General features: G+C 52.3%; 23 protein-coding genes and 1 riboswitch. Of the genes, 18 read left to right on the forward strand and 5 right to left on the reverse strand.

The window, feature by feature from the left end; genetic code table 11:
* The first annotated feature begins 92 nt into the window (after nt 1-92).
* Nucleotides 93-1,733 (forward strand): DUF6382 and FHA domain-containing protein, encoded by a 1,641-nt coding sequence (locus ACE5KN_RS05885; RefSeq protein ID WP_375524433.1) that lies wholly within the window; start codon nt 93-95, stop codon nt 1,731-1,733.
* Between the two features lie 103 nt (nt 1,734-1,836).
* Here the strand turns inward: ACE5KN_RS05885 and ACE5KN_RS05890 are convergent, their stop codons facing one another.
* Nucleotides 1,837-2,739 (reverse strand): TIGR01777 family oxidoreductase, encoded by a 903-nt coding sequence (locus ACE5KN_RS05890; RefSeq protein WP_375524434.1) that lies wholly within the window; start codon nt 2,737-2,739, stop codon nt 1,837-1,839.
* A gap of 237 nt (nt 2,740-2,976) precedes the next feature.
* Between ACE5KN_RS05890 and ACE5KN_RS05895 the strand changes: the two genes are divergently transcribed.
* The 7 genes from ACE5KN_RS05895 (at nt 2,977) to ACE5KN_RS05925 (ending at nt 10,808) form a co-directional block, all read left to right on the forward strand.
* A complete protein-coding gene (locus tag ACE5KN_RS05895; protein ID WP_375524435.1) occupies nt 2,977-4,104 on the forward strand; it encodes a deoxyribonuclease IV in 1,128 nt (375 codons plus the stop codon).
* Between the two features lie 27 nt (nt 4,105-4,131).
* Nucleotides 4,132-5,031 carry a formyltetrahydrofolate deformylase gene (gene purU, locus ACE5KN_RS05900; RefSeq protein ID WP_375524436.1) on the forward strand — a complete coding sequence of 300 codons (900 nt, stop codon included), beginning with the start codon at nt 4,132-4,134 and terminating at the stop codon, nt 5,029-5,031.
* 324 nt (nt 5,032-5,355) lie between these two features.
* Nucleotides 5,356-7,404 carry a transketolase gene (gene tkt, locus ACE5KN_RS05905; protein WP_375524437.1) on the forward strand — a complete coding sequence of 683 codons (2,049 nt, stop codon included), beginning with the start codon at nt 5,356-5,358 and terminating at the stop codon, nt 7,402-7,404.
* Between the two features lie 157 nt (nt 7,405-7,561).
* On the forward strand, nt 7,562-7,876 hold the full coding sequence (gene ppnP, locus ACE5KN_RS05910) for a pyrimidine/purine nucleoside phosphorylase (RefSeq protein ID WP_375524438.1): 315 nt from the start codon (nt 7,562-7,564) through the stop codon (nt 7,874-7,876).
* Nucleotides 7,877-8,129: 253 nt separating this feature from the next.
* Complete coding sequence (locus tag ACE5KN_RS05915) at nt 8,130-9,485, forward strand: glucose-6-phosphate isomerase (RefSeq protein ID WP_375524439.1); 1,356 nt, start codon at nt 8,130-8,132, stop codon at nt 9,483-9,485.
* A 103-nt stretch (nt 9,486-9,588) separates the two neighbouring features.
* A complete protein-coding gene (locus tag ACE5KN_RS05920; protein ID WP_375524601.1) occupies nt 9,589-10,221 on the forward strand; it encodes a YigZ family protein in 633 nt (210 codons plus the stop codon).
* 5 nt (nt 10,222-10,226) lie between these two features.
* Nucleotides 10,227-10,808, forward strand: a complete 582-nt coding sequence (locus tag ACE5KN_RS05925; RefSeq protein ID WP_375524440.1) for a TetR/AcrR family transcriptional regulator — start codon at nt 10,227-10,229, stop codon at nt 10,806-10,808.
* Between the two features lie 139 nt (nt 10,809-10,947).
* On the opposite strand, the gene ACE5KN_RS05930 is transcribed toward ACE5KN_RS05925, so the two are convergent.
* Entirely contained in the window at nt 10,948-11,349 is a 402-nt protein-coding gene (locus ACE5KN_RS05930) for a secondary thiamine-phosphate synthase enzyme YjbQ (protein WP_375524441.1), read from the reverse strand.
* A 279-nt stretch (nt 11,350-11,628) separates the two neighbouring features.
* Between ACE5KN_RS05930 and cysT the strand changes: the two genes are divergently transcribed.
* From cysT to ACE5KN_RS05955, 5 genes are all read left to right on the forward strand, one after another.
* Nucleotides 11,629-12,444, forward strand: a complete 816-nt coding sequence (gene cysT, locus ACE5KN_RS05935) for a sulfate ABC transporter permease subunit CysT (protein ID WP_375524442.1) — start codon at nt 11,629-11,631, stop codon at nt 12,442-12,444.
* Nucleotides 12,441-13,238, forward strand: coding sequence for a sulfate ABC transporter permease subunit (locus tag ACE5KN_RS05940; RefSeq protein ID WP_375524443.1), 798 nt, complete (start codon nt 12,441-12,443; stop codon nt 13,236-13,238). The genes cysT and ACE5KN_RS05940 overlap by 4 nt, the downstream gene beginning before the upstream one ends.
* Before the next feature lies 1 nt (nt 13,239).
* On the forward strand, nt 13,240-14,304 hold the full coding sequence (locus ACE5KN_RS05945) for a sulfate/molybdate ABC transporter ATP-binding protein (RefSeq protein WP_375524444.1): 1,065 nt from the start codon (nt 13,240-13,242) through the stop codon (nt 14,302-14,304).
* Nucleotides 14,305-14,335: 31 nt separating this feature from the next.
* Entirely contained in the window at nt 14,336-15,403 is a 1,068-nt protein-coding gene (locus ACE5KN_RS05950) for a sulfate ABC transporter substrate-binding protein (protein WP_375524445.1), read from the forward strand.
* Nucleotides 15,404-15,652: 249 nt separating this feature from the next.
* Nucleotides 15,653-16,435, forward strand: a complete 783-nt coding sequence (locus ACE5KN_RS05955; protein ID WP_375524446.1) for an MBL fold metallo-hydrolase — start codon at nt 15,653-15,655, stop codon at nt 16,433-16,435.
* Between the two features lie 769 nt (nt 16,436-17,204).
* Here ACE5KN_RS05955 and ACE5KN_RS05960 read toward each other — a convergent pair.
* The gene (locus ACE5KN_RS05960) at nt 17,205-18,632 is read right to left on the reverse strand and encodes an aminotransferase-like domain-containing protein (protein ID WP_375524447.1); all 1,428 of its coding nucleotides are present in this window, start codon (nt 18,630-18,632) and stop codon (nt 17,205-17,207) included.
* A gap of 114 nt (nt 18,633-18,746) precedes the next feature.
* On the opposite strand from ACE5KN_RS05960, the gene ACE5KN_RS05965 reads away from it, so the two are divergent.
* Nucleotides 18,747-19,694: a DMT family transporter gene (locus ACE5KN_RS05965; RefSeq protein ID WP_375524448.1), complete on the forward strand. Its 948-nt coding sequence runs from the start codon at nt 18,747-18,749 to the stop codon at nt 19,692-19,694.
* Between the two features lie 75 nt (nt 19,695-19,769).
* On the forward strand, nt 19,770-20,240 hold the full coding sequence (locus ACE5KN_RS05970) for a GNAT family N-acetyltransferase (protein ID WP_375524449.1): 471 nt from the start codon (nt 19,770-19,772) through the stop codon (nt 20,238-20,240).
* Between the two features lie 104 nt (nt 20,241-20,344).
* Here ACE5KN_RS05970 and ACE5KN_RS05975 read toward each other — a convergent pair whose 3' ends face one another.
* Both ACE5KN_RS05975 and lplA read right to left on the reverse strand, forming a co-directional pair.
* Entirely contained in the window at nt 20,345-21,145 is an 801-nt protein-coding gene (locus ACE5KN_RS05975) for a Cof-type HAD-IIB family hydrolase (protein WP_375524450.1), read from the reverse strand.
* A gap of 150 nt (nt 21,146-21,295) precedes the next feature.
* The gene (gene lplA, locus ACE5KN_RS05980) at nt 21,296-22,297 is read right to left on the reverse strand and encodes a lipoate--protein ligase (protein ID WP_375524451.1); all 1,002 of its coding nucleotides are present in this window, start codon (nt 22,295-22,297) and stop codon (nt 21,296-21,298) included.
* A 147-nt stretch (nt 22,298-22,444) separates the two neighbouring features.
* Between lplA and cobD the strand changes: the two genes are divergently transcribed.
* The 3 genes from cobD to ACE5KN_RS05995 are packed head-to-tail and all read left to right on the forward strand — an operon-like array spanning nt 22,445 to nt 25,183.
* Nucleotides 22,445-23,545, forward strand: a complete 1,101-nt coding sequence (gene cobD, locus ACE5KN_RS05985; RefSeq protein WP_375524602.1) for a threonine-phosphate decarboxylase CobD — start codon at nt 22,445-22,447, stop codon at nt 23,543-23,545.
* The gene (gene cbiB / locus ACE5KN_RS05990; RefSeq protein WP_375524452.1) at nt 23,535-24,506 is read left to right on the forward strand and encodes an adenosylcobinamide-phosphate synthase CbiB; all 972 of its coding nucleotides are present in this window, start codon (nt 23,535-23,537) and stop codon (nt 24,504-24,506) included. The genes cobD and cbiB overlap by 11 nt, the downstream gene beginning before the upstream one ends.
* Nucleotides 24,507-24,535: 29 nt before the next feature.
* Nucleotides 24,536-25,183 carry a histidine phosphatase family protein gene (locus ACE5KN_RS05995; RefSeq protein ID WP_375524453.1) on the forward strand — a complete coding sequence of 216 codons (648 nt, stop codon included), beginning with the start codon at nt 24,536-24,538 and terminating at the stop codon, nt 25,181-25,183.
* A 339-nt stretch (nt 25,184-25,522) separates the two neighbouring features.
* A riboswitch (cobalamin riboswitch) is annotated at nt 25,523-25,738 on the forward strand.
* Nucleotides 25,739-25,899 lie beyond the last annotated feature (161 nt).

Here is a 25,899-nt window from a genome sequence, read left to right on the forward strand (position 1 = left end):
CGAGTACAGCGCAGGACTCTCCATTTTCCTTAATGTTTGAGGAATTTTATATTTTTTGAGGAACTTGGATTTTTAAAGAGGAGGGAAGAGGCTTGTTTGGTCTGCAGAGGGATTTTACGCTGAACGGCGGGTTATTCATGATTATCAAACAGGAACCTGATCTGGAGGCTGCCGATCTCCATCCGGTTCAAAGCGGTATGGTTACATCCAACCGGATTCCCGGAGTGTTGGGTGTTATGATCAAAGAAGTGGATTACCGGATTGAGCTGCAGTATGACATCGGCGGCCGGCGGATGCTGTCGCAGATATGGAAAAACGGCAATATTTCAATGAGCCGGTTTTATGACATTATCTATCAAATTGCAGATACGCTGCATAACTGCCGGCAATATATGCTCGATATGAACCGTTTTATTCTGCATGAAGATTACATGTTTATCTCTGAAAGCGAGCGCTCCAACGGTGTTAGCCTGACATATGTGCCTGTGCGCAGAAGCTTGTATGAGGGTAAGGCAGGCGCACAAATGAAGCAGTTGATTATGCGACTGATTGCCTGTGTCTCCGAATTGAAAGGCGACGGAGTACAGCGGATACTTCAAATTTGTGACAGGGAGTTGTTTGACCCTGGAAAGCTGAAGGAGGTACTGCTTCAATATATTCATCCCGAAACTGACACTTGGGCAAAAGGGAACGTGCATGGCAGGCCAGCTGCAGCAGAGCCCGGTGGTTACTCGAATTCCGGCCTGAAGCAGCCTGTCCCGAGATTGAAGCAGGACAACGATTCCATTCCTGAACCGGATTTAAATAGGCCGCTTTCTGTGGAAAGTACAAGGTTTCCCCGGGATCAGAACACTTTTGCAGCTGCGACTATAGCAGTCACCCGCAGGCAGGAGGCCGCGGACATCATTGAAGATGAAGCGGATGAAGGGGAGGAGCAGGAATCTGTATTATATAAATACCGGTTGTATATCGCTTTGGGATGTCTGCTGGGGGCTGCGGTAATGTGGAGATATGTGTACCTTGAAGCTCCCGATACAATCCGTTTGCTAATCTGCGCCATTATTACAGCAGGCTTGGCAACGGTGGCATTATTCGCATGGCAGGGGTGGAGCTTGCGGGGAATGCTCGGAAGACATGAAAATCCTGATATCGGCGATATTCCTGGTGAAGAGGCTCCGGAGCCGGCAGCTTTTTTGCGCCGGAGATTCCGTTTTGCAGCAGAACAGGAGGATGAGGGACAGGAACCGTGGAGATGGAATGTGCAGGAAAATGCCGTGAAGTCTGAGTATCGGTCGCTCAGCGTTCAGGAGGAGAATGGGGACGGCATGTTTAAAACAAATGAGGATGCACCTGAGTCTCCAATAAGCCCGGCTACCACATTGCTTCAGGATAAATGTAATGATACTCCGGCAGCAAATCGCGATGGTGCCTATTTGCGAAGGGGCACGGGAAAGTCTGGCCAGTCTGAAGAGATTCCCGTCAAGACAGGCAGCTTTATCATCGGCCGCTCGCAGGAAACAGCCCAATATGTGGACAAGACGGAGGGTGTATCCAGGTCGCATGTTGAGCTGAGCCTGAATGGAAGCGGACTGACTCATGTCCTGAAGGATTTGGCATCCACGAACGGCACCCGCTTAAACGGCAGCCCGATGATTCCTTACAAAGGATATCCGCTGAACGACGGAGATACATTCGAGCTTGCAGGGGTGGTTTACACCTATTATGCTGCCTAAACGGCTATCTTCCGTCAGGCAGATACGCCGTATACAGAACAGAAAAGAAGCGCGCGGATACGCCCCCGTGCAGATTTGCTGCGTTCATGTAGAATTAATTCTTCTACCCCTTGGTACGCAGGTCCTCAAGTGCCTGCTTCAGTTCAGGAAACTGAAATTTGAATCCATGGTGCAGCAGCTTTTTCGGGATGACCCTTTGTCCTTCCAGCACCATCACGCTCATTTCGCCAAGGACTGCTTCAATGAGGAAGGCAGGCACGGGAAACCAGTGAGGCCGGTGATACACGGAGGCCATCGTTCTGCCGAATTCGTCATTGGTGACGGGGTTGGGGGCAGATGAATTGACTGCACCGGATATAGAGCGGTCATGAAGGCAAAAATCCACAATTCTGACCATATCGATGATATGAATCCAGGTGGTCCACTGCCGCCCGCTTCCAATCCTGCCCCCAAAGCCCATCAAATAAGGCAGCTTCAGCAGGGGGAATGCCCCTTTGTTACGGCCAAGCACCATGCTGATCCGCAGCTTTACAAGCCTGACATCCTGAAATGACTCCGTTGCGGCTTCCCATTGTTCAACAACTGTTGATGGAAAGTCTGTGGGGCGGTGCGGACTGGATTCATCAAAGGTCTCCGTTTCCGATGTCCCATAGAATGACATGGCTGAGGCCTGAATCACGACCTCCGGTTTCTTGTTCAACTGCTTGATAGCCTTGGCTAATGTCGCAATGCTGTCAGCTCTTGACTGTATGATCCGCAGCTTGGCGTTCTTCGTCCAGCGCTGGTTCAGGCTCTCGCCGGACAGATTTACGACCGCATCCACGCCCGCGATCCGCTGCGGATTGCGTTCAAGCTCACCCCAGCTTACGTACTGAGGCTGATCGCTGGATTTGGCATGCTCCTGTGGCCGGCGCGTAATAATCACAATTTTGTGCCCCACCTTAAGCCAGTAATCGGTCAGTGCGCTTCCAATAAATCCGGTGCCCCCGCAGACAGCTATTTTCATAATGATCATCTCCCTTCAGACCTGCTTCCAGTATTGTCATAGTCGTACAGGTTGCATTTCCCGCTTGCTTTCTCCTACTATATAGAATATAACTTTGTTTTAAGGCTTAAAACAAATCATGCCGTGAGGCCCTGTTTGTGGCTGTCTTCCATAGCACATTAATCGGTATGATTATTGTTAGATTTTTATAATCACGTTAAAATAAGTAGACATTCGAATGGCAAGGGGGGAAGAAAGATGCTGAAGATTGGTTCTCACGTATCTTTCTCGGATAAGGGATTGTTAAGCGCCACCCGTGAGGCATCGCAGTACGGTTCCAGTTCGTTCATGATATATACGGGTGCTCCGCAAAATACGCGCCGCAAGCCGATGGAGTCCATGTATCTGGATGAAGGGAAGCAGCTGATGAAGGAGCTGGGCATGGAGGAGATTGTTGTTCATGCTCCATATATCATCAATCTGGGTTCCTACAAGAGTAATACGTATGAGCTTGCCGTGAGCTTTTTGCAGGAGGAGATCCGCAGAACACATGCAATCGGGGTCCGGAATATTGTACTTCATCCGGGTGCCTATACGGATAAGGATCCGGAATACGGCGTCAACCGGATTGCGGAGGGACTGAATGAGGTTCTGAACGGAGTCAAAGAGACGGACGTAAATATCGCGCTTGAAACGATGGCCGGCAAAGGTACGGAAATCGGCCGCAGCTTCGAGGAGATTGCCGCCATTATGGACAAGGTGGAGCATAACGAGCGGCTGACCGTGTGCATGGACACCTGCCATATTCATGATGCAGGCTATGACATTGTGAACAATCTGGACGGCGTGCTTGAAGAATTCGACAGAATTATTGGCCTGGAGCGCATTGCGGTAGTTCACCTGAACGACAGCAAGAATCCCGTAGCAGCCGGAAAGGATCGCCATACTCCGGTCGGATCGGGCTGGATTGGCTTTGATACCATCCGCAACGTGGTTCATCATGAGGCGCTGAAGGGCCGTCCATTCATTCTTGAAACGCCTTGGATCGGCAAGGACGCCAAAACACAGCGTCCGATGTATGAGGCTGAAATTGCGCTTCTGCGCGGGGATGTGGCAGAGCGCTTCGGGCAGGAATTTATGAATCAAATTGAAGATTTGCATGCTTTCTTTGGCAAGCAGGATATGGATTCGCGCCAGTTTGTGCTGGATACCTGGACACTGCTCAAGAACGATGCGAAAGCGAAAAAGGCAGATCCTCGTGAACCGCTGGAACGTTTGTATGACAATGTTGCCGAAGCAGGCATCTTTAGCGAACTCACAGAGGAACAGATTAATCACCGGCTGATTGCATGGTTGGCCGGCAAGCAGTTGCTGGTGAATGCATAAGAAAGCCTAGGAGGGGTCTACAGAAAGATGGAAGTCCATGTAAATCAACATCGTGTTAACACGCATACCGTGCATGCGAATCGTGCACGCATGCTGATCTCCTGTCCGGACGGTCCCGGAATTGTGGCGGCTGTTTCCCGTTTTCTTCATGAACATGGAGCTAACATCGTGCAATCGGACCAATACACGATGGATCCTGAAGGTGGCATGTTCTTTATGCGTGTTGAGTTCGATCTGCCAAACCTGGCCGAAGCACTGCTTCAACTGGAGCAGGATTTCGGCGTGGTAGCAGAACAGTTCCGCATGGAGTGGAGCATCTCCTGTGTCAGCCGGAAAAAGAAGCTTGCCATCTTCGTATCCAAGGAGGATCACTGCCTGGTTGAGCTGTTATGGCAATGGCAGGCTGGGGATCTGGATGCCGATATTGCGATGGTGGTCAGCAATCACCCCGATATGAAGGAGTATGTGGAGTCCTTCGGCATTCCTTATCATCATATTCCGGTAACGGCGGAGACGAAGCCTGAAGCTGAGCAGCGCCAGCTTGAAGTGATTGGCAGCGATATTGATGTCATCATTCTTGCACGGTATATGCAGATTATTTCTCCGAAGTTCATCGAGCATTACAGAAACCGGATCATTAACATCCATCATTCATTCCTCCCGGCCTTTGTCGGCGGAAAACCTTACGCCCAAGCCTATAACCGGGGAGTAAAAATTATCGGGGCTACCGCACACTATGTTACTGAGGAGCTGGACGGGGGACCGATCATCGAGCAGGACGTTCAACGCGTCAGCCATCGTGACGATGTCACCGAACTGAAGCGCATCGGCCGTACAATTGAGCGTGTTGTTTTGGCCAGAGCGGTGAAATGGCATGTTGAAGACCGGATATTGGTACACGAAAATAAAACGGTAGTTTTTAATTAAACAGGGGGCAGTTTCTTGGTACATAACCAGGGGGCTGCTCTTTTGTTGTTTTTTAGTAGAATACAATTTCCGGCAAAATCATACACGAAATTTACGGTTCAGGTTAATGACGATGATCTATAACGGGTATATTGTCTATGTATACCTTTGTGTATGGTAAAGCTCGGCGGCAAGTGGTACAATACAGGAGTAATGAATAAGTCAAATTGAAAGATTCAAGCAGATTGAATCGCATTGACGGACTTGTGTAAGAAGCCGAAGCCGGGCCGTATGCAAAATCCGGCAACCATCTGGCATAGTTCAACAATTACGAGGAGGATAACCATGACAGACCAGAATCAAGAAATGATTCATAAGGACGAGAACTCAACCATCGATAACCTGTCGATCACTACCATCCGTACGCTGGCTATCGACGCCATCGAGAAAGCGAATTCCGGACATCCGGGCATGCCGATGGGCTCTGCTCCAATGGGCTACCAACTGTTCGCGAAGACGATGAGACATAACCCGGATCAGCCAACATGGATTAACCGCGACCGTTTTGTATTGTCTGCGGGACATGGTTCCATGCTGCTGTACAGCTTGCTGCACCTGAGCGGTTATGATCTCCCGATGGAGGAAATCAAGCAGTTCCGCCAATGGGGAAGCAAAACACCAGGCCATCCGGAATACGGTCATACTGCAGGTGTTGACGCTACTACCGGTCCGCTTGGACAGGGGATTGCAATGGCTGTCGGTATGGCGATGGCGGAAGCGCAAATGTCTGCTACGTATAACAAAGATCAATTTAAAGTTGTGGATCACTTTACATATGCGATCTGCGGCGATGGCGACCTGATGGAAGGCGTATCCCATGAAGCGGCATCCCTGGCCGGACGTCTGCATCTGGGCAAACTTATTGTATTGTTCGATTCCAACGATATTACACTGGACGGCAAACTGAATCTGTCCTCTTCCGAATCTGTGTCGAAGCGTTTTGAAGCTTACGGCTGGCAGGTACTGCGTGTGGAAGACGGCAACGATCTGCCTGCAATTGAAAAAGCGATCTCTGAAGCCCAGGCTGAAACAGTGCGTCCAACACTGATCGAAGTGAAGACAGTCATCGGTTACGGAAGCCCGAACAAGCAAGGCAAGGGCGGTCATGGCGGTACACACGGTTCCCCGCTGGGTGCCGAAGAAGCGAAGCTGACCAAGGATTTCTACAAATGGGTTTACGAAGAAGACTTCTTTGTGCCTGATGAAGTGCGCGCGCATTTTGCCAAAGTGAAAGAGCGCGGTATTGCTGCCAACAAAGAATGGGATGAGCAATTTGCGAAATATAAAGAAGCTTATCCTGAGCTGGCTGCTCAATTCGAGACGGCAATCAACGGCAAGCTTCCAGAGGCCTGGGATCGTGACCTGCCTAAATATGCTCCGGAAGACAAAGCAGTATCGACACGTGTTGCTTCCGGTAATGCGCTGAACGGGCTGGCTCCGAACGTTCCGTTCCTGACAGGCGGTTCCGCTGACTTGGAAAGCTCAACGATGACTCATCTGAACAATATTTCCAACTTCACTCCTGAAGACTATGCCGGCCGCAACATTTATTTCGGTATCCGCGAGTTCGGCATGGCTGCTGCCATGAACGGCATGATGCTTCATAAAGGCGTGAAAGTGTTCGGCGGTACGTTCTTCGTATTCACCGATTATCTGCGTCCTGCTGTACGTCTGGCTGCATTGATGGGTCTGCCTGTAACTTATGTACTGACTCATGACAGTATCGCTGTCGGCGAGGATGGCCCTACGCATGAGCCAATTGAACAGCTGGCTTCCCTGCGCATCATTCCTAACCTGACCGTGATTCGTCCTGCCGACGGCAACGAAACATCTGCAGCTTGGGCGTATGCTCTGGAAAATCAGAACAACCCGGTTGCCCTGGTGCTGACTCGTCAAAATCTGCCAATTTTGGCTGGAACGGTTGACGGAGCACGTGAAGGCATCAAACGTGGCGCTTATGTGGTGTCTGATGCCAAGGACGGTAAGCCTGCTGCGCAAATTATTGCCACTGGCTCCGAAGTTCAACTGGCTGTCAGAGCACAGGAAGCACTCGCTCAAGAAGGCATCCAGGTACGCGTAATCAGCATGCCAAGCTGGGATCTGTTCGAGAAGCAGGACAAGGCCTACAAGGATTCCGTCATCCTGCCGGACATTAAAGCCCGCCTTGCTGTGGAAATGGCTCATCCGATGGGCTGGGAGAAATATGTCGGCGAACAGGGCGACATTCTCGGAATCAGCACTTTCGGCGCATCCGCCCCTGGCGACCGCGTCATCAAGGAATATGGCTTTACAGTTGAGAATGTTGTGAGCAAAGTTAAAAATCTGCTTAAGTAAGCAGCTTCCATAAAAATTATCACTTCAAGCTCGCTTGAAACTTGGTTTAATCAAAGCAGTAAAGAAATCGGAACCGCCTCTCGGGCGGTTCCGGTTTCGAATCATTCATCAGCCAGTCCTGATGGATGATTCGAAACCAGATGAGGAGAAGTGGGGCATGGAACAATTCAGCGGTGTCAGCGTAGTCAAAAAAGCAAATGTATATTATGAAGGCAAAGTAACCAGCCGGACCGTTTTTCTGGCGGACGGTTCTAAAGTAACACTTGGCATCATGCTGCCCGGAACGTATGAATTCGGTACAGACTCCCGCGAAATCATGGAAATTCTGTCCGGCGATTTAAGCGTGCTGCTGCCGGGAGAAGATACATGGCTGGAGATCAAGGGAGAGGGTACATTCCATGTGCCGGCCCAGTCCAAGTTCAAACTGGAAGTACGGAGTGTAACGGATTACTGCTGTTCATATCCGGCGTAACCATGAGCGAAAAGGGTAAGAACATTCGGAAGCGCGGAGGTTTTACCCTTTTCCTCTTTTACAAGCATCTATCTTTTACCGGAACTTCTTCGGGAGTAGCCCCATCGATCGACATAGGGCTTGTCAAGGAACCGGACATAAACTGATATGTCATGCTTGTCAGGCCCTAAAATATAAAGTATCCTATTGCTAAGCCGCTTTTATGGGCAAAATATTGAAGCGTCTTGGTAATAGCAAAACAGGAGGTTCAATTATGTCCAAGAAGGTTTCTTTCGATTACAGCAAAGCGCTCACTTTCGTGGGACAGCATGAAATCGATTATTTTGCAGAACCGATCAAGTTGGCCCATGAGCAGCTGCACAACAAAACAGGTGTGGGCTCTGATTTCCTCGGCTGGATCGATCTGCCTACAAATTATGATAAAGAAGAATTTTCACGCATCCAAAAGGCTGCTGCCAAAATTCAAAGCGACTCCGACGTGCTGATCGTCATCGGTATCGGCGGTTCCTACCTCGGGGCGCGTGCGGCGATTGAAATGCTGTCGCATTCCTTCTACAATATTTTGCCGAAGGACAAGCGCAAAACGCCTGAAATCTATTTTGCAGGCAACAATATCAGCTCTACATATGTAAGCCACCTGCTGGAGTTGATTGAGGGCAAAGATTTCTCCATCAATGTCATCTCCAAATCCGGTACAACTACAGAGCCGGCGATTGCGTTCCGCATTTTCCGTGCGGAGCTGGAGAAGAAATACGGCAAGGAAGAAGCGCGCAAACGCATCTATGCCACTACGGATAAAGCGCGCGGTGCGCTGAAAAGCCTGGCGAATGAAGAAGGTTACGAGTCCTTCATCATTCCTGACGATGTAGGTGGACGTTATTCCGTGCTGACTGCGGTAGGTCTGCTGCCAATCGCAACAGCGGGCATCAACATTGAAGAAATGATGCAGGGTGCTGCCGATGCGGCCAAAGCCTACAGCAACCCTAACGTAGCCGAGAATGAAGCTTACCAGTATGCAGCCGTTCGCAATGCGCTGTACCGCAAAGGCAAAGCAACGGAAATTCTCGTGAACTATGAGCCTTCTCTGCACTATGTGTCCGAGTGGTGGAAACAGCTCTACGGTGAAAGTGAAGGAAAGGACTACAAGGGTATTTACCCGGCATCGGTAGATTTCTCGACAGATCTTCACTCCATGGGTCAGTTTATTCAGGAAGGAAGCCGCAACATTTTCGAGACGGTGATTCAGGTTGAGAATGTGACTAATCACATTACAATCGAAGAGGATCCGGACGATCTGGATGGCCTTAATTTCCTGACAGGCAAAACGATGGACTTTGTGAACAAGAAAGCGTTCCAGGGCACCATGCTGGCGCATACGGACGGTCAGGTTCCTAACCTTATCGTAAATATCCCGGATTTCACGCCATACACATTCGGCTATCTGGTGTATTTCTTCGAGAAAGCCTGCGGCGTCAGCGGTTATCTTCTGGGAGTTAATCCGTTTGATCAGCCAGGTGTTGAAGCTTATAAGAAAAATATGTTTGCACTGCTGGGCAAGCCTGGCTTTGAGGAAGAAAAAGCGAAGCTGGAAGCCAGATTGTCCGAGTAATCCGCATCAATATCAAGATATTGCAGGGTTTACAAGAAAGCAGTTCACCAGCCTGCTGGCTGATGGGCTGCTTTCTTTCAAAATGAATTGGGGAATGATGGCCATGCTGGAACGTTACCGAACTGTACGTAATGCCGGCCAGAAAGAAATCGTGATTAAAAAGTCACGCTTCATCGGTCATGTCCGGCCAGTTGAACATGAAGAGGAAGCGGTTGCTTTTATAGAAGAAATCAAGAAGCTGCACTGGAACGCCACTCATAACTGCTCTGCTTACATGATCGGCGAGCGTGATGAAATCCAGAAGCAGTCGGATGACGGGGAACCGAGCGGAACTGCCGGCAAACCGATTCTTGAAGTGATCCGCAATCAAGGCTTGAAAAATGTGGCGATCGTCGTCACCCGTTACTTTGGCGGCATTATGCTGGGAGCGGGAGGCCTGATCAGGGCGTATACGGACGGTGCCGTAGCTGCCATTGAAGCCGGAGAGGCCATTACACGCGTGCTGCACAGGGAAGTATTTGTAGAGCTCGATTATACATGGCTGGGCAAGGTGGAAAATGAGCTGCGGAATCGCGGCATACGTATGGGGGATACAGGCTTTACGGATAAAGTGAAGCTGACCTGTCTGCCTCTGAATGGTGAGGCGGAGGCCTTCAAGCTTTGGATGACGGATATCACACAGGGGCAATCGCTCATAACGGAGGGAAATCAGCTTTACTTTATTGAAGGGGAATAAAATTTATGGCTAGAAGAGCAGTAGAACAGGAGTTGTCACGGGAACGGATACTGGAGGCGGCGAGGCATCTTTTCATTACTAAGGGCTACCGCGCCATCTCAATGCGCAGCATTGGCCAGCATCTGGGGTATAGTCACGGATCCTTATACTATCATTTCAAAGAAAAAGCAGAGCTTTTCTATGCCATTGTCATGGAGGATTTCAGGGCGCTTGGTGAAATTTTAATGCAGGCCGTTCATAAAACACCTCCTGAAGGCCTCAGCAAATCGGAACATTTAATGCTTGAGTTTATCCGGTTCGGGTTGGAAAATCCGTATCAGTACGAGATTATGTTCATGATCCGGGATGAGGAGCTTCTGGCCTACTGCCGTGCCGAGCAAAGCCGATGTCTGGAACTGTTTGCAACCATGATCCGCCAGCACCTGGTGCAGGGAGAGCATTCGGAGACAGACCGGCAGCGCATTCCACACAGCCTCTTTCTATCCCTGCACGGTTTTGTCTCCTATTACATCCAGGACAGACTGACTTTTGAGGAGATCCGGCCGGCTGCGCTAGCTCATGTTAAACTGATGAGTAAAAGTATATGAAAAGACATGTGCCGCATAAGACGGCATTTTTATAGGCTTTTATGCTTCAGGACGTTGCAATGGCATAACGTTACACAAGAAAAGGGAATGGAGAGACGATGGAGCTAACTTGCGCACACATCGTCTTTTTTAATTTGTTTCAGCCTTTCATAATCTTCACATGATATTGGCGGTGCCTTGGCCCATCAAACTCGCAAAAATAAATCCCTTGCCACCGTCCCAGCAGCAGATGTCCGTCCTGAATGATCAGCGACTGCGAGGGCCCCGAGGTAATGGCTTTCAAATGAGAAGCGGTATTTCCTTCGGCATGGAGGTCCTGAGGATGCTTCCAAGGATAAACCTCGTCCAGCCTGAGCAGGACATCATGCTTTACATCAGGGTCTGCGTTTTCATTAATGGCGATGCCTGCCGTCGTATGTGGACAATACACCAGCACCGTACCGCTATCCACCCCGCTTTTCTCCACACAGGAGGCAACCTCCCGCGTAATATCGCGAATTTCATCCCGTTTGGCTGTCGTTAATTCAAAAGTGTGCAGCATATGGCCAGCTCCTTTCAGAATACATTATTTACATTGACTCCTTTTTTTCTATTTTACCCGAAAGATCAAGGCACCTGCCTATAACCGTTTCGAATATATTGTATAAGGAATTTAAATAAATAGGCATTGACGGTCTGCAAATGAATTTGATAAAGTATCATTTAAGCAAAACCAAGTATACTAATTGGATTAATATATTAATTAGTTACTCCTCGCATGTAAAAATATAGAAAACTCATACGACCGGACTTTTATGGGGAAGGAAGGCAGGAACAGAGCATGAATACCGTTTTTCGTTACAAGGGATGGACGTGGGGGTTCCGCTCAACGGTTTTATTGTATTTTATCGTGTTGGTCATCTTGCCTATTACGGGGGTCTATTATAACTCTGTTACGCTCGGATGGACTGTGTTTATGGAAAGCATCAGGGACCCTATCGCCTGGAAAGCGGTGCTGCTGACTTTGAAAATGGCGGCGATTGCGGCCGTCATCAATGTCATGATCGGCACCATGATCGCCTGGGTGCTGGGAAGATACAGATTTAAGGGGCGTTCTCTCCTGAACAGCCTGGTGGATCTACCGTTTGCGCTGCCAACCGCCGTCGGCGGACTGATGATTCTGCTGCTGCTCGGACCGGGCAGTCTGGTCGGACGCCTGGCTGAAGGTCTTGGCTTCGAAATTGTGTTTCACCAGCCGGCCATTGTCATTGCCATGGTGTTTGTGACGTTCCCGTTTGTGATCCGGGCCGTCCAGCCTTTATTGGAGGAAATCGATCGATCCGAGGAGGAGGCCTCCTACACGCTTGGCGCATCCAGAAGCCGGACGTTCCGGAAGGTGATCCTGCCTTCCATGCTGCCGGGCATGGTCAGCGGCGGGATGCTGGCCTTTTCACGGGCGTTGGCGGAATTCGGGGCAGTCGTGCTGGTTGCGGGCAACATTCCGGGAAGAACGCTCGTCGCGTCGGTGTTCGTCTATGGAGAGGTCGAAAGCGATAATCCGGTGGGCGCGGCCTCGGTATCCGTCATTTTGCTGACATTATCCTTCCTCATTCTATGGGGCATCAACATCGTTCAGACAAGAGGGAGAAGACGATGAAAAAATTGTGGATCAGTCTCACTTATCTTGTATTCATCCTTCTGATTATCATTCCGCTGGCCCGGATCATCACGGGGGCTTTTGCACAGGGTTTTTCAGGTTTTACCGCCGCTCTGCTGCGGCCGGAGGCGCTGCACGCCCTTCTGATGACCGGAGCGGTCGTTGTCGTCGTCACCCTGCTCAATACGCTGTTTGGTGTCATGATGGCCATTTATCTGGTCAGGGCAGGCTGGCTGAGCGACCGGGTGAAAAACATACTGAACAGCATTGTGGATCTTCCTTATGCGGTTTCGCCTGTCATTGGAGGCTTGATGATCGTGCTGCTGCTCGGTCCTGACAGCATTATGGGGGCATTTTTTGAAAAAAGCGGATTTCAGGTGGTATATGCCTTCCCAGGCATGGTGATCGCCACCCTGTTTGTCACCTTCCCGCTGATGGTGCGGGAGATTATGCCTGTGCTGCAGGAGATCGGGGCCCAGCAGGAGGAAGCGGCTTCTACACTTGGAGCGTATGGCTGGAAAACGTTCTGGTACGTCACCTGGCCGTCAATTCAATGGGCTGTTATTTACGGCGTCGTATTGACGGTGGCCCGCTCGCTGGGGGAATTCGGGGCGGTATTGGTCGTATCGGGCAATATCATGAATAAGACGCAAACGGCCACAACGCTCGTGTATCAGGATGTGGAGAACTTCAATGTAACCGCGGCGAACGGACTGGCGCTGGTATTGGCGGCTTTTTCCATAGCACTGCTGCTCATTATGGAATGGTCCAAAAAAAGAAAGGAAGTGCACTGATATGCAGCATGTGGAGGTTCGGAATCTGAACAAGCATTTTGGGAGTTTTCACGCGGTCAAGGATGTGTCATTCGAAATTGCGAAAGGCCATTTGATCGGCCTGCTTGGCCCAAGCGGCGGGGGCAAAACATCGATTCTGCGAATGCTGGCCGGTCTGGAAAGCCCGGACGGCGGGGATATTCTGTTCCATGGACAGCGTGTTAATGAGCTTCCTCCGCAGGAGCGGGGTATCGGCTTTGTATTCCAAAACTATGCCCTGTTCAAGCATATGACGGTGTTTGACAACATCGCCTTCGGCCTTAAAATCAAAAAAATGCCCAAGACGCAAATCCGGGAGCGGGTGATGGAGCTTGTGGAGCTGACCGGGCTTAAAGGTTTTGAAAAACGCTACCCCCACCAGCTCTCAGGGGGACAACGCCAGCGGGTAGCCTTTGCGCGCGCCCTTGCTCCCGAGCCGCAGCTGCTGCTGCTCGATGAACCCTTCGCCGCCATTGACGCCAAAATCCGCCAGGAGCTGCGCAGCTGGCTGCGTGACTTGATCGAGCGGGTGGGCATTACGTCCATCTTCGTGACCCATGACCAGGATGAAGCTATCGAGGTGGCTGACGAGATTATGGTCATTAACCAGGGACGACTGGAGCAGAAGGGTACGCCTTGGGATATTTACAAAAGCCCGGGTACACCGTTTGTCGCTTCGTTTATTGGGGAGTCCACAATCGTGGAGGATGCTTCAGACTTGAAGGGATTCGACACTGCCGCAGGCCCTGGAACGCGCGCATTGATCCGTCCCGAATATATTGAGATGGGCCATGATCATGAGTTTGCTCTGCATTCCGCAACCGAAGCCGGCGTGGTAAGGCATTTGCATTTCCGCGGCAGCGAGTGGATGGTGGAGGTTGAGGTGGGCAAGAACCGCCTGATCACTTACAGATCCTTGGAGAAGCAGACGCTGCATCCGGGGGAGGAAGTGCGGGTGCTTATTCACCGGGCTTACCTGTTCAACGATGAGGCAAGCTGGATGGTGGAGAACAGACTGAAGGAAGATCCGATGCCGGTTATGATCTGATGAATATGAAAGACAGCGAGGAGCATGTGGTATGCGCAGCAGGTTAAGAGGAACAAAACAACGGTTCTTGACAATGCTGCTTCTGCTGCTCACCGTCGCGGTGGTGACGGCGGGCTGCGGTGGAGCGGATCAGGCGCAGGAGGCGGCAGCCGGCGGGCGGCCGGCGGATGCCACTCTGGTCATCGGAGCTTACAGTGTCGTCAAGGATGCGATGGCTGAGATCACCCCCCGTTTTCAGGCCAAATGGGAGGCCGAGACGGGGCAGAAGGTTGAATTCCAGGAATCGTACGAAGCCTCCGGAACCCAGGCGCGGGCGATTGCGGGCGGCTTTGAGGCGGATGTGACCATGCTGGCCATGGAGGGCGATATTCAGAAGCTGGTGAGTGCCGGGCTGGTCAGCCCACAGTGGAAGGAGCGGAAGCATGGGGGCATGATTACGCGCTCCATCGTTGTGCTCGGCACAAGGGAGGGCAACCCGCTCGGAATTACCGATTTCGCGGATTTAACCAAGCCCGGAGTCAAAGTGCTGTATCCCAACCCGAAGACGTCGGGGGGTGCCCAATGGGACATTAATGCGATCTACGGTGCAGGCCTGAAGATATCAGAGGAACAAGGGAAAAAGGACCCGGCAGCGGCAAAGCGGTTTCTTGAAGCCGTACACCGGAATGTGGAATCGCTGGACAAAAGTGGCCGCGCATCGATGGCCGCCTTTGAATACGGAGTCGGGGACGTTATCGTCACCTATGAAAATGAATTGCTGGCCCGGATTGCCAAAGGGGTCAAGTACGATATCGTTGTCCCCAAGCATACGATCCTGATCGAAAATCCAGCCGCCGTGATCGATAAAAATGTGGATAAGCACGGCAACCGCAAGCTGGCCGAAGCGTTTGTAGATTATCTGCAATCGGAGGAAGCACAGCGGATTTTTGCCGAAAACGGTTTTCGTGCCGTGGATGATAAAGTGTTTAAAGAAACGGAAAGCCGTTTTCCGCAGCCGTCCGGTTTATTTAACATCCATTATTTGGGTGGATGGGACAAGGTGAGGGACGAACTTTATTCCAAGCGGGGAGTCTGGTATCAGGTGTTAGCTGGCTTATAAAAACATCTGCTCTGAAAATTTAATTGACTCATATTCAGTGGTGCTGCGAAACGGCATTGGTGTCTGAAATATTTAGTAAGCTTGAAGAATCTAATATTGTTTTTTTGGAGAACACTGCCGATTGTCCGTATACGGGCCGGCAGTGTTTCTTTCTGCAACAGGGTACAGGTATAATGAAGAGGCATGGGGTTGGCAGCCTGGGTGTGGCTGGCCCAACCGAAAAATGAATTTCAGGAAGGAATCCGACAGATGAATCAACTTACTTTTCTGGGAACAGGGGATGCCATGGGCGTTCCCCGTGTCTATTGCAGCTGCGCTGTATGTGAGGAAGCACGTGAGACAGGAGCCAATCGGAGGCTGAGGTCGTCGGTGCTCGTGGAGGGGGATGATGAATCATTTCTCATCGATTGCGGCCCGGATTGGCGCGAGCAGATGGAGAACATGGGTATGCGTCATATAGAAACGATTCTCGTGACTCATGCCCATTTTGACCATATTGCCGGTCTCCCTGAATGGACGGATGCCTGCCGCTGGCTGGGCCGGCGGGGCCGGATGTATGCTCCGCAGGAGGTCATTGACGTCATCCTGCGCCAGTTTCCGTGGCTGCCGGGTCATCTGGACCTGCTGCCTGCAGACAACGGCGTCCGCCTGGCTGGCTGGGATATTCAGGGCTGGCGCGTCAATCACGGCAAGAACGGTTATTCTTATGCCTACCGGATGACCAAGGATGGTTTTACGTGGGCCTACTGCTCGGACTCCATTGGCCTCAATGAAGCCGAGAAAGAGCCCTTGCACGGATTGGATTTGCTGGTGCTCGGAACGAGTTTCTACCACGAAGAGGCGGAATACTCTGGCCGTTCGGTATATGACATGCTGGAAGCCCAGGAGCTGCTGGCCGAGATCCAGCCGAAGCGGACGCTGTTCACCCATATGTCCCATGATGTGGATGTGAACCGGGCTTATCCCCTGCCGGACGCTATTACTCTCGCCCGGACAGGAACAAAGGTATCTCTGGTTCACCAGGACAGTTAGTCTTTTATTAAGATTACAGAATTTATAACTCAACTTTCGCAGAGAACAAATCCAATTAAACCTTTGTATCCGCTGCGTTCTGAGGAATTCGAACCCCCGCCTTGCAAGTTTGACGATTTCATGCTGCGAAAGTTAAGGCTCGACAGTCAAGCCGCCCGTCGGACGTGGCAAGGCATGTGAACTTGCTGCCCTGGAGCTTTGCACGATTATCCCATTGGATCAGGTAAGAAAACAGAAAACCGGGAACCGAAAATATACTTTGAGCACGTTAAAGAAAATAACGGATCAAGTGAGGCACGAAAATGCCTGGTGTTACGCTATTCAGGACCATCGAATGGGTCTATTGTTTTTATGATCGTGCCTTATGGAGAAGCAGATCGGTTCGAGATCATGAGGCGATCTTAGGAGAAAGCAGAGCGTTTTGGTGATGTGAACTGACCGAGAGTCTGAGCGAAAGGGATAATCATGCAAAGCTGTATGGAGAGACAACGGGCATCAGGTAACGGCATCAGGTAACGGCATCAGGTAACGGCATCAGGTAACGGACACCAGATACCAACCAGATACCAACACCAAACACCATACACCATACACCATACCCTATATACACCTGTCTCACTCTGAATGCTAGGCTCTAAGCGAGGTGAATCCCCTTCTTCCAAGAAAGCCAGAAAAAAGTGTCTGCTTTGATTCAGCGTCAACTCCAACAGGAACTCCGTTTTGCCCAGTTACATCAAGGCCTGTTTGCCGATTTCATTATCCGCAATTCTTAATTCATAGATTCATAGACCGCGAGCAGTCTCTGCATTCCTTCCCGGATCTGCCCTTCGTTGGCAAAAGGATAGGACAGCCTGATATGCGGATTATCCGCGGAAGCCAGCGGATCAAAGACATGGCCTGGTATAAAAGAAACGGATTGCGCCAGCGCTGCCTGCAGGAAACGGCGCATGTCGACCTGACGAGGCAGCTGCACCCACAGGTTAAGCCCGCCTGCGGGGCTGTGCCATGTCCACCCGGAGCCTTTCAGACTGTATTCCATCGCCTCCTTGCGCAGCTGCAGTGCCGTGCACAGCTTTTCCAGATGCTGCTGCATGCGCGGCGAACGGAAATACTGCAGGAACAGCTTCTGGTTCAGCAGGGGAGATCCGTTATCCGCCAAGGATTTGGCAGCCAGCAGCCCTGGCATGTGGTCTCCCCGGCAGGCTATGGCGGCGATCCGCAGGCCTGGCGCAACGTATTTGCTGTAGCTGCGAATGTAAATGATATGCCCGGTTGTGGCGTAGGTGAATACGGGCGGCGGAGTTTTATGGCCGAAAGTAATATCATAAGTGCTGTCATCCTCAAGGATGACACAGTCATACCGTTCGGCCAGCTCCGGCAGCAGCTTGCGCTGCGCGGCCGGCACGGTGAAGCCCGTCGGATTGTGAAAGGTCGGATTGATATAGAACAGCCGCGGCTTCTCGGTGCGCATGCATTGTTCGATCCGCTCCATATCATATCCGTCCGGGCGGATATCGGCCGTCAGCAGCCGCGCCCCCTGTCTGCGGAAAATCTCCATGGCCGGCCCATATGCAGGCCGTTCCACCAGCACACGGTCCCCGGGGCGAATCAGGGTCCTTGCCGTCACATCGATGGCCTGCTGTCCGCCGGAGGTAATCAGCAGCTCATCGGCGGCCAGATGAAAAAGCCCGGTATCCGAAAAGTGGTCTGCCAGCGCTTCGCGCAGCTCCGCATCCCCCTGGACGGTCGAGTAAGTGCCTGGAAGCTTGGGATACTCGCGGAACATGTTCATCATCAGCTCCGCCCAGAACCGGTTTGGCAGCAGGGCAGGGTCAATGAGCGCTTTGGAAAACTGATATTCTACTTGAATGGCATGAATGCGTGCAAGGTCATCCGCTTGCAGCCAGCTGCCGTAAACGGGATCGTCGGCCGGTTCCCGATCCTTCTGCCCGTTCGCGGGAAGTACATAATAACCTGATTTATCTTTCACGTAGATTTTGCCTTTATTTTTGAGCTCCTGATAAGCCCGGAATACCGTCAGCCTGTGCACCCCCAGTTCATCCGAAAGTCTGCGCACGGAAGGAAGCCGTTCGTGCTCCTTCCATTCTCCACGTTCGATCCGTACAAGGATATAGTCCATGACCTGTTCATACAGCCTGGTGGCAGCATCTGCCTGAAAAAACGTTTTGAACGTCATTTTTCTCACGCTCCTTTGCTTCATTGTACCTTATATGGCCCCATTCTGTTCTGTCTTATTTTATCTGTTCTGTTCCTGCTGCATTATCATGAAGCACAACAAGGAGGGAACAAGATGGTAGGTGCTGCTTTTGCAATCATGTGCCTGATTTTCGGGACAACTTTTTTGGCCATTAAAGTGGGGATCGATGCTGGCCTTCCCCCGTTTCTGTCAGGGGGCATCCGTTTTGCTGCCGCAGGTGTGATTCTGCTGATTGTGCTGCGCATGACCGGCAGAGCGAAGCTGTCGCTGCTGCTGCGCAAGGAAACGATGCTTAGCGGCGTCGGATTAACGTTCGGCACATTCGCCGCCCTGTACTGGGCGGAGCAGCATGTCAGCTCGGGGATCGGGGCTGTACTTTCCGCGACCGGTCCGCTGCTGATCGTGCTGATTCAGTCTCTGCTGCTGCGGAAAAAGGTGTCGCGCCGCTCCGTCATCGGCTGTCTGGCTGGGTTTGCAGGTGTAATTCTTGTCATGATTCCAGGCATGGTTGTGGATGTGAGCGGATTGTGGGTGTTGGGATGTGTGGTGGTTTTGCTGGGAGAGATATGCTATTCGGGCGGCGCAGTATATTCCAAGCATGTGACGGAAAAGCTGGCCGGCACGGATCCGATTGCCCTGAATGCCGCTCAGATGGTTCACGGAGGTCTGGGGCTGCTGGTATTATCGCTTCTGACCGAAACCTGGCAGCTCAGCAATTGGGCTCCTGTTCCGGCTACCGCTTCACTGTTATATCTGACTGTAATCGGCTCTATGGGGGGCCACAGCCTGTTTTACTGGATTATGGCGCGAACGAACCCGCTTTTTCCTTCGACATGGCTCTATATATCCCCGCCCATTGCCGTAGGTCTTGGTGTGCTGCTGTATGGGGAGGAGATCAGCCTGATCAGCCTTGCGGGTGTTGTCCTGATCCTGGGAGGATTGATTTTTATGAACCAGACGGCATGGGATTGGCTTCGGCGGAAAGCGGCACTGTTTGCAGGAAATAAATTATTGGACCCTAAAAATAAAGTTACAGACTGATCAGGCATTATAACCGTCTTCACTGTAGTACTGAGAAAGTAACCATCATAGGGAGGAAACCAGATGACTGAAACCGTGCTCGCGATCACCTCGATGCAGACGCCTGAAGAAGCCAGTGCCTTTAAAACCCTTAACGAGGAATGGATTGCCCGCATCTTCACCGTCGAAGAGGCCGACAGGTTCATCCTCGACAACCCGGTAAGAAACATCGTGGATAGAGGAGGGGACGTGCTGATCGCCCGGGCAGGCGGTTCCATCGTTGGATGCGCTGCACTCGTGCCAACCGGGGCTGGAGTGTTCGAACTTTCGAAGATGAGTGTTGCACCCGAGTGCCGGGGGCGCGGATACGGGCGGAGAATCATTCTTGCCGCTATTCGCCGTGCACGCGAGCTTGGGGCAGCTTCTCTCTTTTTAGGGAGCAGCACCAAGCTGCCGAATGCCGTTCATCTTTACGAATCTGTTGGGTTTAAGCACGTTTCGGTTGAGCAAATTGGGCCCATGCCCTATGCAAGAGCGGATGTATTTATGGAGCTGGAACTGAAATGAATACAACGGACAAAGGACCGGGGATGATGTGAAAAAGAAGCCTCTTCATCGAATGGGAGAAGAGGCTTCTTTGTGGTGTATGCTTATAAAACCATGGCTGTTGCCTAGCCCGCGTTCAACACAAATTTATCGATAACATGCTTGACTCCGTCCTCGTTATTGGTGAGCGTAACGTAGTCGGCAAGATCTTTAAGCGCATCGATGGCATTGCCCATAGCCACGCCAAGTCCTGCGCATTCCAGCATTTCATGGTCATTCCAGGAATCGCCGATGGCGATCGTTTCGGACATGTCGCAGCCGAAGTGCTGCGCCAGGAACGTAAGGGCATGACCCTTGGTGCCTTCTTTATGCATAATTTCGAGGAAGTAAGGCTTGGACTTTGTAATATGCACTTCATCACCCAGCAGCTCGCGCAATTGCGGCGCAATTTCATCCAGGTGGTCCGGCTCATCAATGATGAGCATTTTATGGGTAGGCTGTTCGATCATTTTGCTGAAAACCGGCTCAATATAATAAGGCGTCTTATTCAGTGCGGAGTAGTCCAGCAGCTTCTGGTTTTCCTCGCGCGCATACAGCTTGTCATCGACGTATGTCTGCAGATGCAGGTTGCGTTCCAGGCAGAACTCAAACAGGCGGCGGGCAGCGACGACCGGAACGTAGCGCTCATACAGTACCTTTTCATCCAGCAGGTTCTTAACCAGAGCTCCCTGGTAGGTAATGATCGGCACGTTAAGCCCCGTCTGGCGGGCGATAGCCTGTGCTGAGGCATAAGCGCGCCCGGTTGCCAGCGTTACAACAACACCTTTGTCGACAGCGGCCTCCAGTGCCTTCTGTGTTGTAGGAGTAACTTCTTTCTCATCGTTGATCAGCGTATCGTCAATATCGATGGCTATCAGCTTGTACATACGGTTTCTCTCCTTTTTCTCTGTATAGTACGTTTTGGCAACATGGTACTCTCATCCGATTCAAATTGTAGACCAGTTTGCCGCTGTCAGCAATGCCGGAGGGGAAAGAGGCAGGTTCCCTAAGGAGCCTGCCTCACCTCATGTTGGCGGTCAGTCTTCGAGGAAAACAAGTCCGATGAAATCATCCAGCTCCAGATTGCCGAAATAATGCTTGATGTCCAGAGAAGACAGGGCTTCACGCACCTCAGCTTCTTCATAGCGCTTGCCGCGCAGTGCATTTTCAATATCCGCTACGTCACCGACACCGAAGAAATCACCGTAGATTTTAATCTCCCGGATTCGTCCTTCCTTCAGGTCCATCCGGATATCGATCAGGCCGACGGGGAATTTCTTCACATGCTTGATATTGGATTCTGGCGACTGGCCGTAGTTCCAGTCCCAGGATTGATAGCGCTCGGCGGAAATTTCGTGAATCTTGGCCCAGTCGGCTTCAGTCAGCTCATATTGCGGGACCTGATCCGGCTCCATGCCGAAAATATGGCGCAGCAGCTCGGCCCGGAACTCTTCAATCGTCATCGGGTGATCCATCAGGTCGGTAATGTTGGCTACCCGGCTGCGTACGGATTTCGTACTCTTGGATTTAAATTTCTCCGGATTGGCGTTCAGAGACGCCTGCACATCATCCAGATTAAGATTAAACATGAGCGTGCCATGGCTGAACATGCGGCCGCGGGTGGCAAACTGGGCGTTGCCCGAAATTTTTTTCTCCCCAACCTGAAGGTCGTTGCGCCCCGTCATTTCCGCATTTACCCCCATATCGCGCAGGGCGTCAATCACCGGCTGCGTGAACTTGAGGAAATTGTGAAAGGATTGTCCGTCATCTTTGGTGATGAAGCTGAAATTAAGGTTTCCGAGGTCATGGTATACGGCCCCTCCGCCCGACAAACGGCGCACGACCTGGATATTGTTGTCCTTCACGTACTCGTTGTTGATTTCCTCCACTGTATTCTGATGCTTACCTATAATAATGGACGGTTTGTTGATGTAAAAAAGCAGGTAGCTGTCGTCCAGCGGAAGATGCTTCAGGGCATATTCCTCGATCGCCAGATTGATGGCGGGATCGGTGATTCCTTTATTGTCGATGAACAGCATGTTCGTTCCTCCGTTTATGACAAGATTCGTCTTTCATTGTAACCGAAATAGCGACAGGACACAAAAGATTGTGCCGATTGACGGAACGTGAAATACCGCGTCATAATGGGAAACAGTACCTGAATTCGTCCGGAAAGGTTGATGGATATGATAGAAATTTTCGGCCATGGGGGCGATATGGAGACGGCGGCTGCCGTATTTGGCAGGCGGGCGGCTGATTTCGTCGATTTCAGCGCAAATATCAACCCGCTGGGACCGCCGCCCGAGGTCAGGGAGGCGCTGCGCAGCGGGCTGCGGGCGGTGATCCGCTATCCGGACCCGGGCCACCGGACGCTGAAGAGCCTGCTGTCCCGTAGCTTGCAGCTCGCTCCGGAGTGGATTGGCATCGGCAATGGGGCGGCGGAATGCATGGCGCTTGTGCTGCTGGCTCTCGCCCCGGCGAGAGTGGGCATTGTGGAGCCATGCTTCTCGGAATATGCTGAGCTTGCGGCCAAATTCGGGGCCGAGGTCAGCAGGGTGTACGGCAGGGCCTCCCAGCAGTGGAGAGCGGACAAGGCGGAGATGATCGCCTTGATGGAAGAGGTGGACGTACTCTTCCTCGGCCAGCCGAATAACCCCAACGGGGTGCAGTACGGTCAGGAAGAACTGGATGCCCTGGCTGCAGCATCGGCAAGGACTGGCACAGTATTGGTAGTGGACGAGGCATTTACGGATTTTATCCCCGCGGAACGAAGAGTGTCCTTGTTGGAAAGTCTGGAACGTTACCCAAACGTGATTCTGATCCGGTCCATGACCAAGTTTTACGCAATCCCGGGGCTGCGGCTCGGTTATGCCGTGGCTCATCCAGGCATGATCCGCCGTTTGTCGGCCAAGCAGGTGACCTGGAGCGTCAATGGGCTGGCTTTGCTGGCCGGGGAGGCCTGTCTACAAGCCGGCGCCGATTATGAGGAACGGACGCTGGAGCTCGTTCAAACCGAGCGGGAGCGGCTGCTGACGGGTCTGGCGGAGCTAGGCTGTGCGGCGATTCCGGGCGAGGCCAACTATTTGCTGATCCGTGCGCCGGGGATGTGGAGGGCGGCCGAGCTCCAGGAAGCGCTGGGACGGCGCGCCATTCTTATCCGCAGCTGTGCCATGTATCCGGGGCTGTCGGAAAACCATTTCCGGATCGCTGTCAAAGACCGGAAGGATAATCTGCTGCTGCTGGACACCCTGGGGCGTGTGCTGGAGGAGGAGCGGCGTGACAGGTAGCCTGATCATTGTGGCGGCTTACATTCTGGACCGGATCATCGGCGATCCGCGCTGGATTCCTCATCCCGTGATCGGTATGGGAAAGCTGATCACTTTTGTGGAGCGTATCATACGCCGGTACGCCCTCAGCGCGAGGGCCTTGCGCTGGGCTGGTCTGCTGCTTCCCCTGACCGTCGTGGGAGTTGCATACGTGCTGACCTGGCTTGCCGTATTTTTGCTTGGGCAAATTCATGCCTGGCTGGCTATTGGGTCGGAGGTGCTGCTGATTGCAACAACCATCGCCTCCAAAGGGCTGAAGGATGCCGGCATGGCGGTTTACAGGGAGCTGCACTCCGGTGATCTGCCTGCAGCCCGCACAGCGCTGGGTATGATCGTGGGACGGGATACGCAGGAGCTGGATGAGCCGGAAATTGTGCGCGGCACGGTGGAAACAATCGCCGAAAACATCGTTGACGCGATCATTTCACCGCTGTTTTATGCGCTGATCGGGGGGGCGCCCCTGGCCATGGCTTACCGTGCGGTCAATACGCTTGATTCCATGGTCGGGTACAAAAATGAAAAATACCTTCACTTGGGCTGGGCGTCGGCAAGGCTTGACGATGCGGCCAATTACATTCCCGCGCGGCTGACGGCGGTGCTGCTTGTCAGCGCGGCGTGGCTGAAGAGGCTGGAACCGCTCCGCAGCTGGCTGACGGTACGGCGCGATGCGCGGATGCATCCGAGCCCTAACAGCGGCTTCCCGGAATCGGCGGTCGCAGGCGCGCTCGGCGTCAGACTGGGCGGGTACAATGTATACCATGGAGTACGCTTCTTTAGGGCCTATATGGGGGACCCGCTCCGACCGCTGGAAGCGGAGGATATCAGGCGGACAACCGTGCTGATGTTCCTCTCTTCCTGGCTGTTCGTCCTGTTGTGCGTGGTGGCCGGCGGGATAAGGTGGATCGTGATGCCGCCACAATGACGAGTCCGATTCCGGGGGAGGTATGGAAAATGAGCAGCAGTGCGTTCCATGAGCTGGATTTAATTCTGGTCAGGCATGGGACAACGCAGTGGAACCGCGAAAAGCGTTATGTGGGACATGCCGATCCGGGATTGCTCCCGGAGGCGGCGGGTGAACAGGGAGCGCTTGGGCTGCGGTTGCACGGGATGTGCTTTGCCAAAGTATACAGTAGCGATCTCCGCCGCTGCACAGAAACGCTGAGACTGGCTGCGCCGCAGCTTGCGGCTGCAGCCGTTCCGGATGCCAGACTGCGTGAGCTGGATTTCGGAGAGTGGGACGGCGAAACCTACGAATCGCTTAAAGACGTGCAGCTGTATAGGTCCTGGCTGGACGATCCGCGTTGTTTCACTCCGCCCGGCGGCGAGAGCCTGGAGCATTTTGAAGACAGACTGACGGGCTTTCTAAACTCCCTGCGCGATGAGGTTCTGCAGGGGGAAGGAAGTAATGCGGAAGGAATCCCTGCCGTCCTGGCTGTCACCCATGGCGGCGTGATCCGTCAGCTGGCTGTGCTGACCGTGCCCGGGCTGGACTTCTGGTCCATTCAGCTGCCGCCCGCCGGCATGGCCGGGCTGCGTCTAAAATATGAGGAGGATGGGCGTATTACGGGAAGTTGGCTGAGAAATATCTCATTTCCCTAACCCCGACTTGGGCTATCAAACCCCGGCCTTGACTGCACTCGTTCACAAATTTGTAAAGCCCGTTCCGGCGGGTTTTCCTTGATTTGACGGCAGATTTGCCGGCCGTGCGGGTTGTATAGCCGCCTTTTTTCACCTATAATCACTTTGAAAATAATTTAAGTGCGAGTTCAAAAAGTCAGGTTTTCAGCACCGAGAAAATTGGATGAAGGTAGGGACTGAGGAGCGGAGCGTACTAGGGGTACGTGAGCACCGGAAGGCCCGGCTGAATTCAAGATTCGATGTCGAGTCTGCTCCCTGATTTCCTTCGTGATCAAAAGATGACTTTTTGAACAACCTCTTTAAGGTAACAGCAGACCAGGTCAGAGCGGCGGTGGAAGCCTGCAAACCACGCCGTTCTGTTAAAAGGGAAGCCGGTGCAATTCCGGCACGGTCCCGCCACTGTGAAACGGGTATGGACGGCAATACGCCACTGCCGCGGCTGAAGCCGCTGCGGGAAGGCGCCGGCCTTGAGCAATTCCCGTAAGTCAGGAGACCTGCCCGGTTCGCTTAGACCGTCGCTCCTTCGAGGAAAGGATGGCGGGTTCGGCGGCTATGAATCCGTGGGCACGGCAATGCCTGCAGCGGATATCGGCTGACGCAGAGCCCGGTCCTCTCATGAGGACCGGGTTTTCATTTGCACAGCCGGAATATATAGAAGAAAAGGGGAGTAACACTGT

This window comes from Paenibacillus terreus, from assembly GCF_042138595.1.
Classification (GTDB): Bacteria; Bacillota; Bacilli; order Paenibacillales; family Paenibacillaceae; genus Paenibacillus; species Paenibacillus terreus.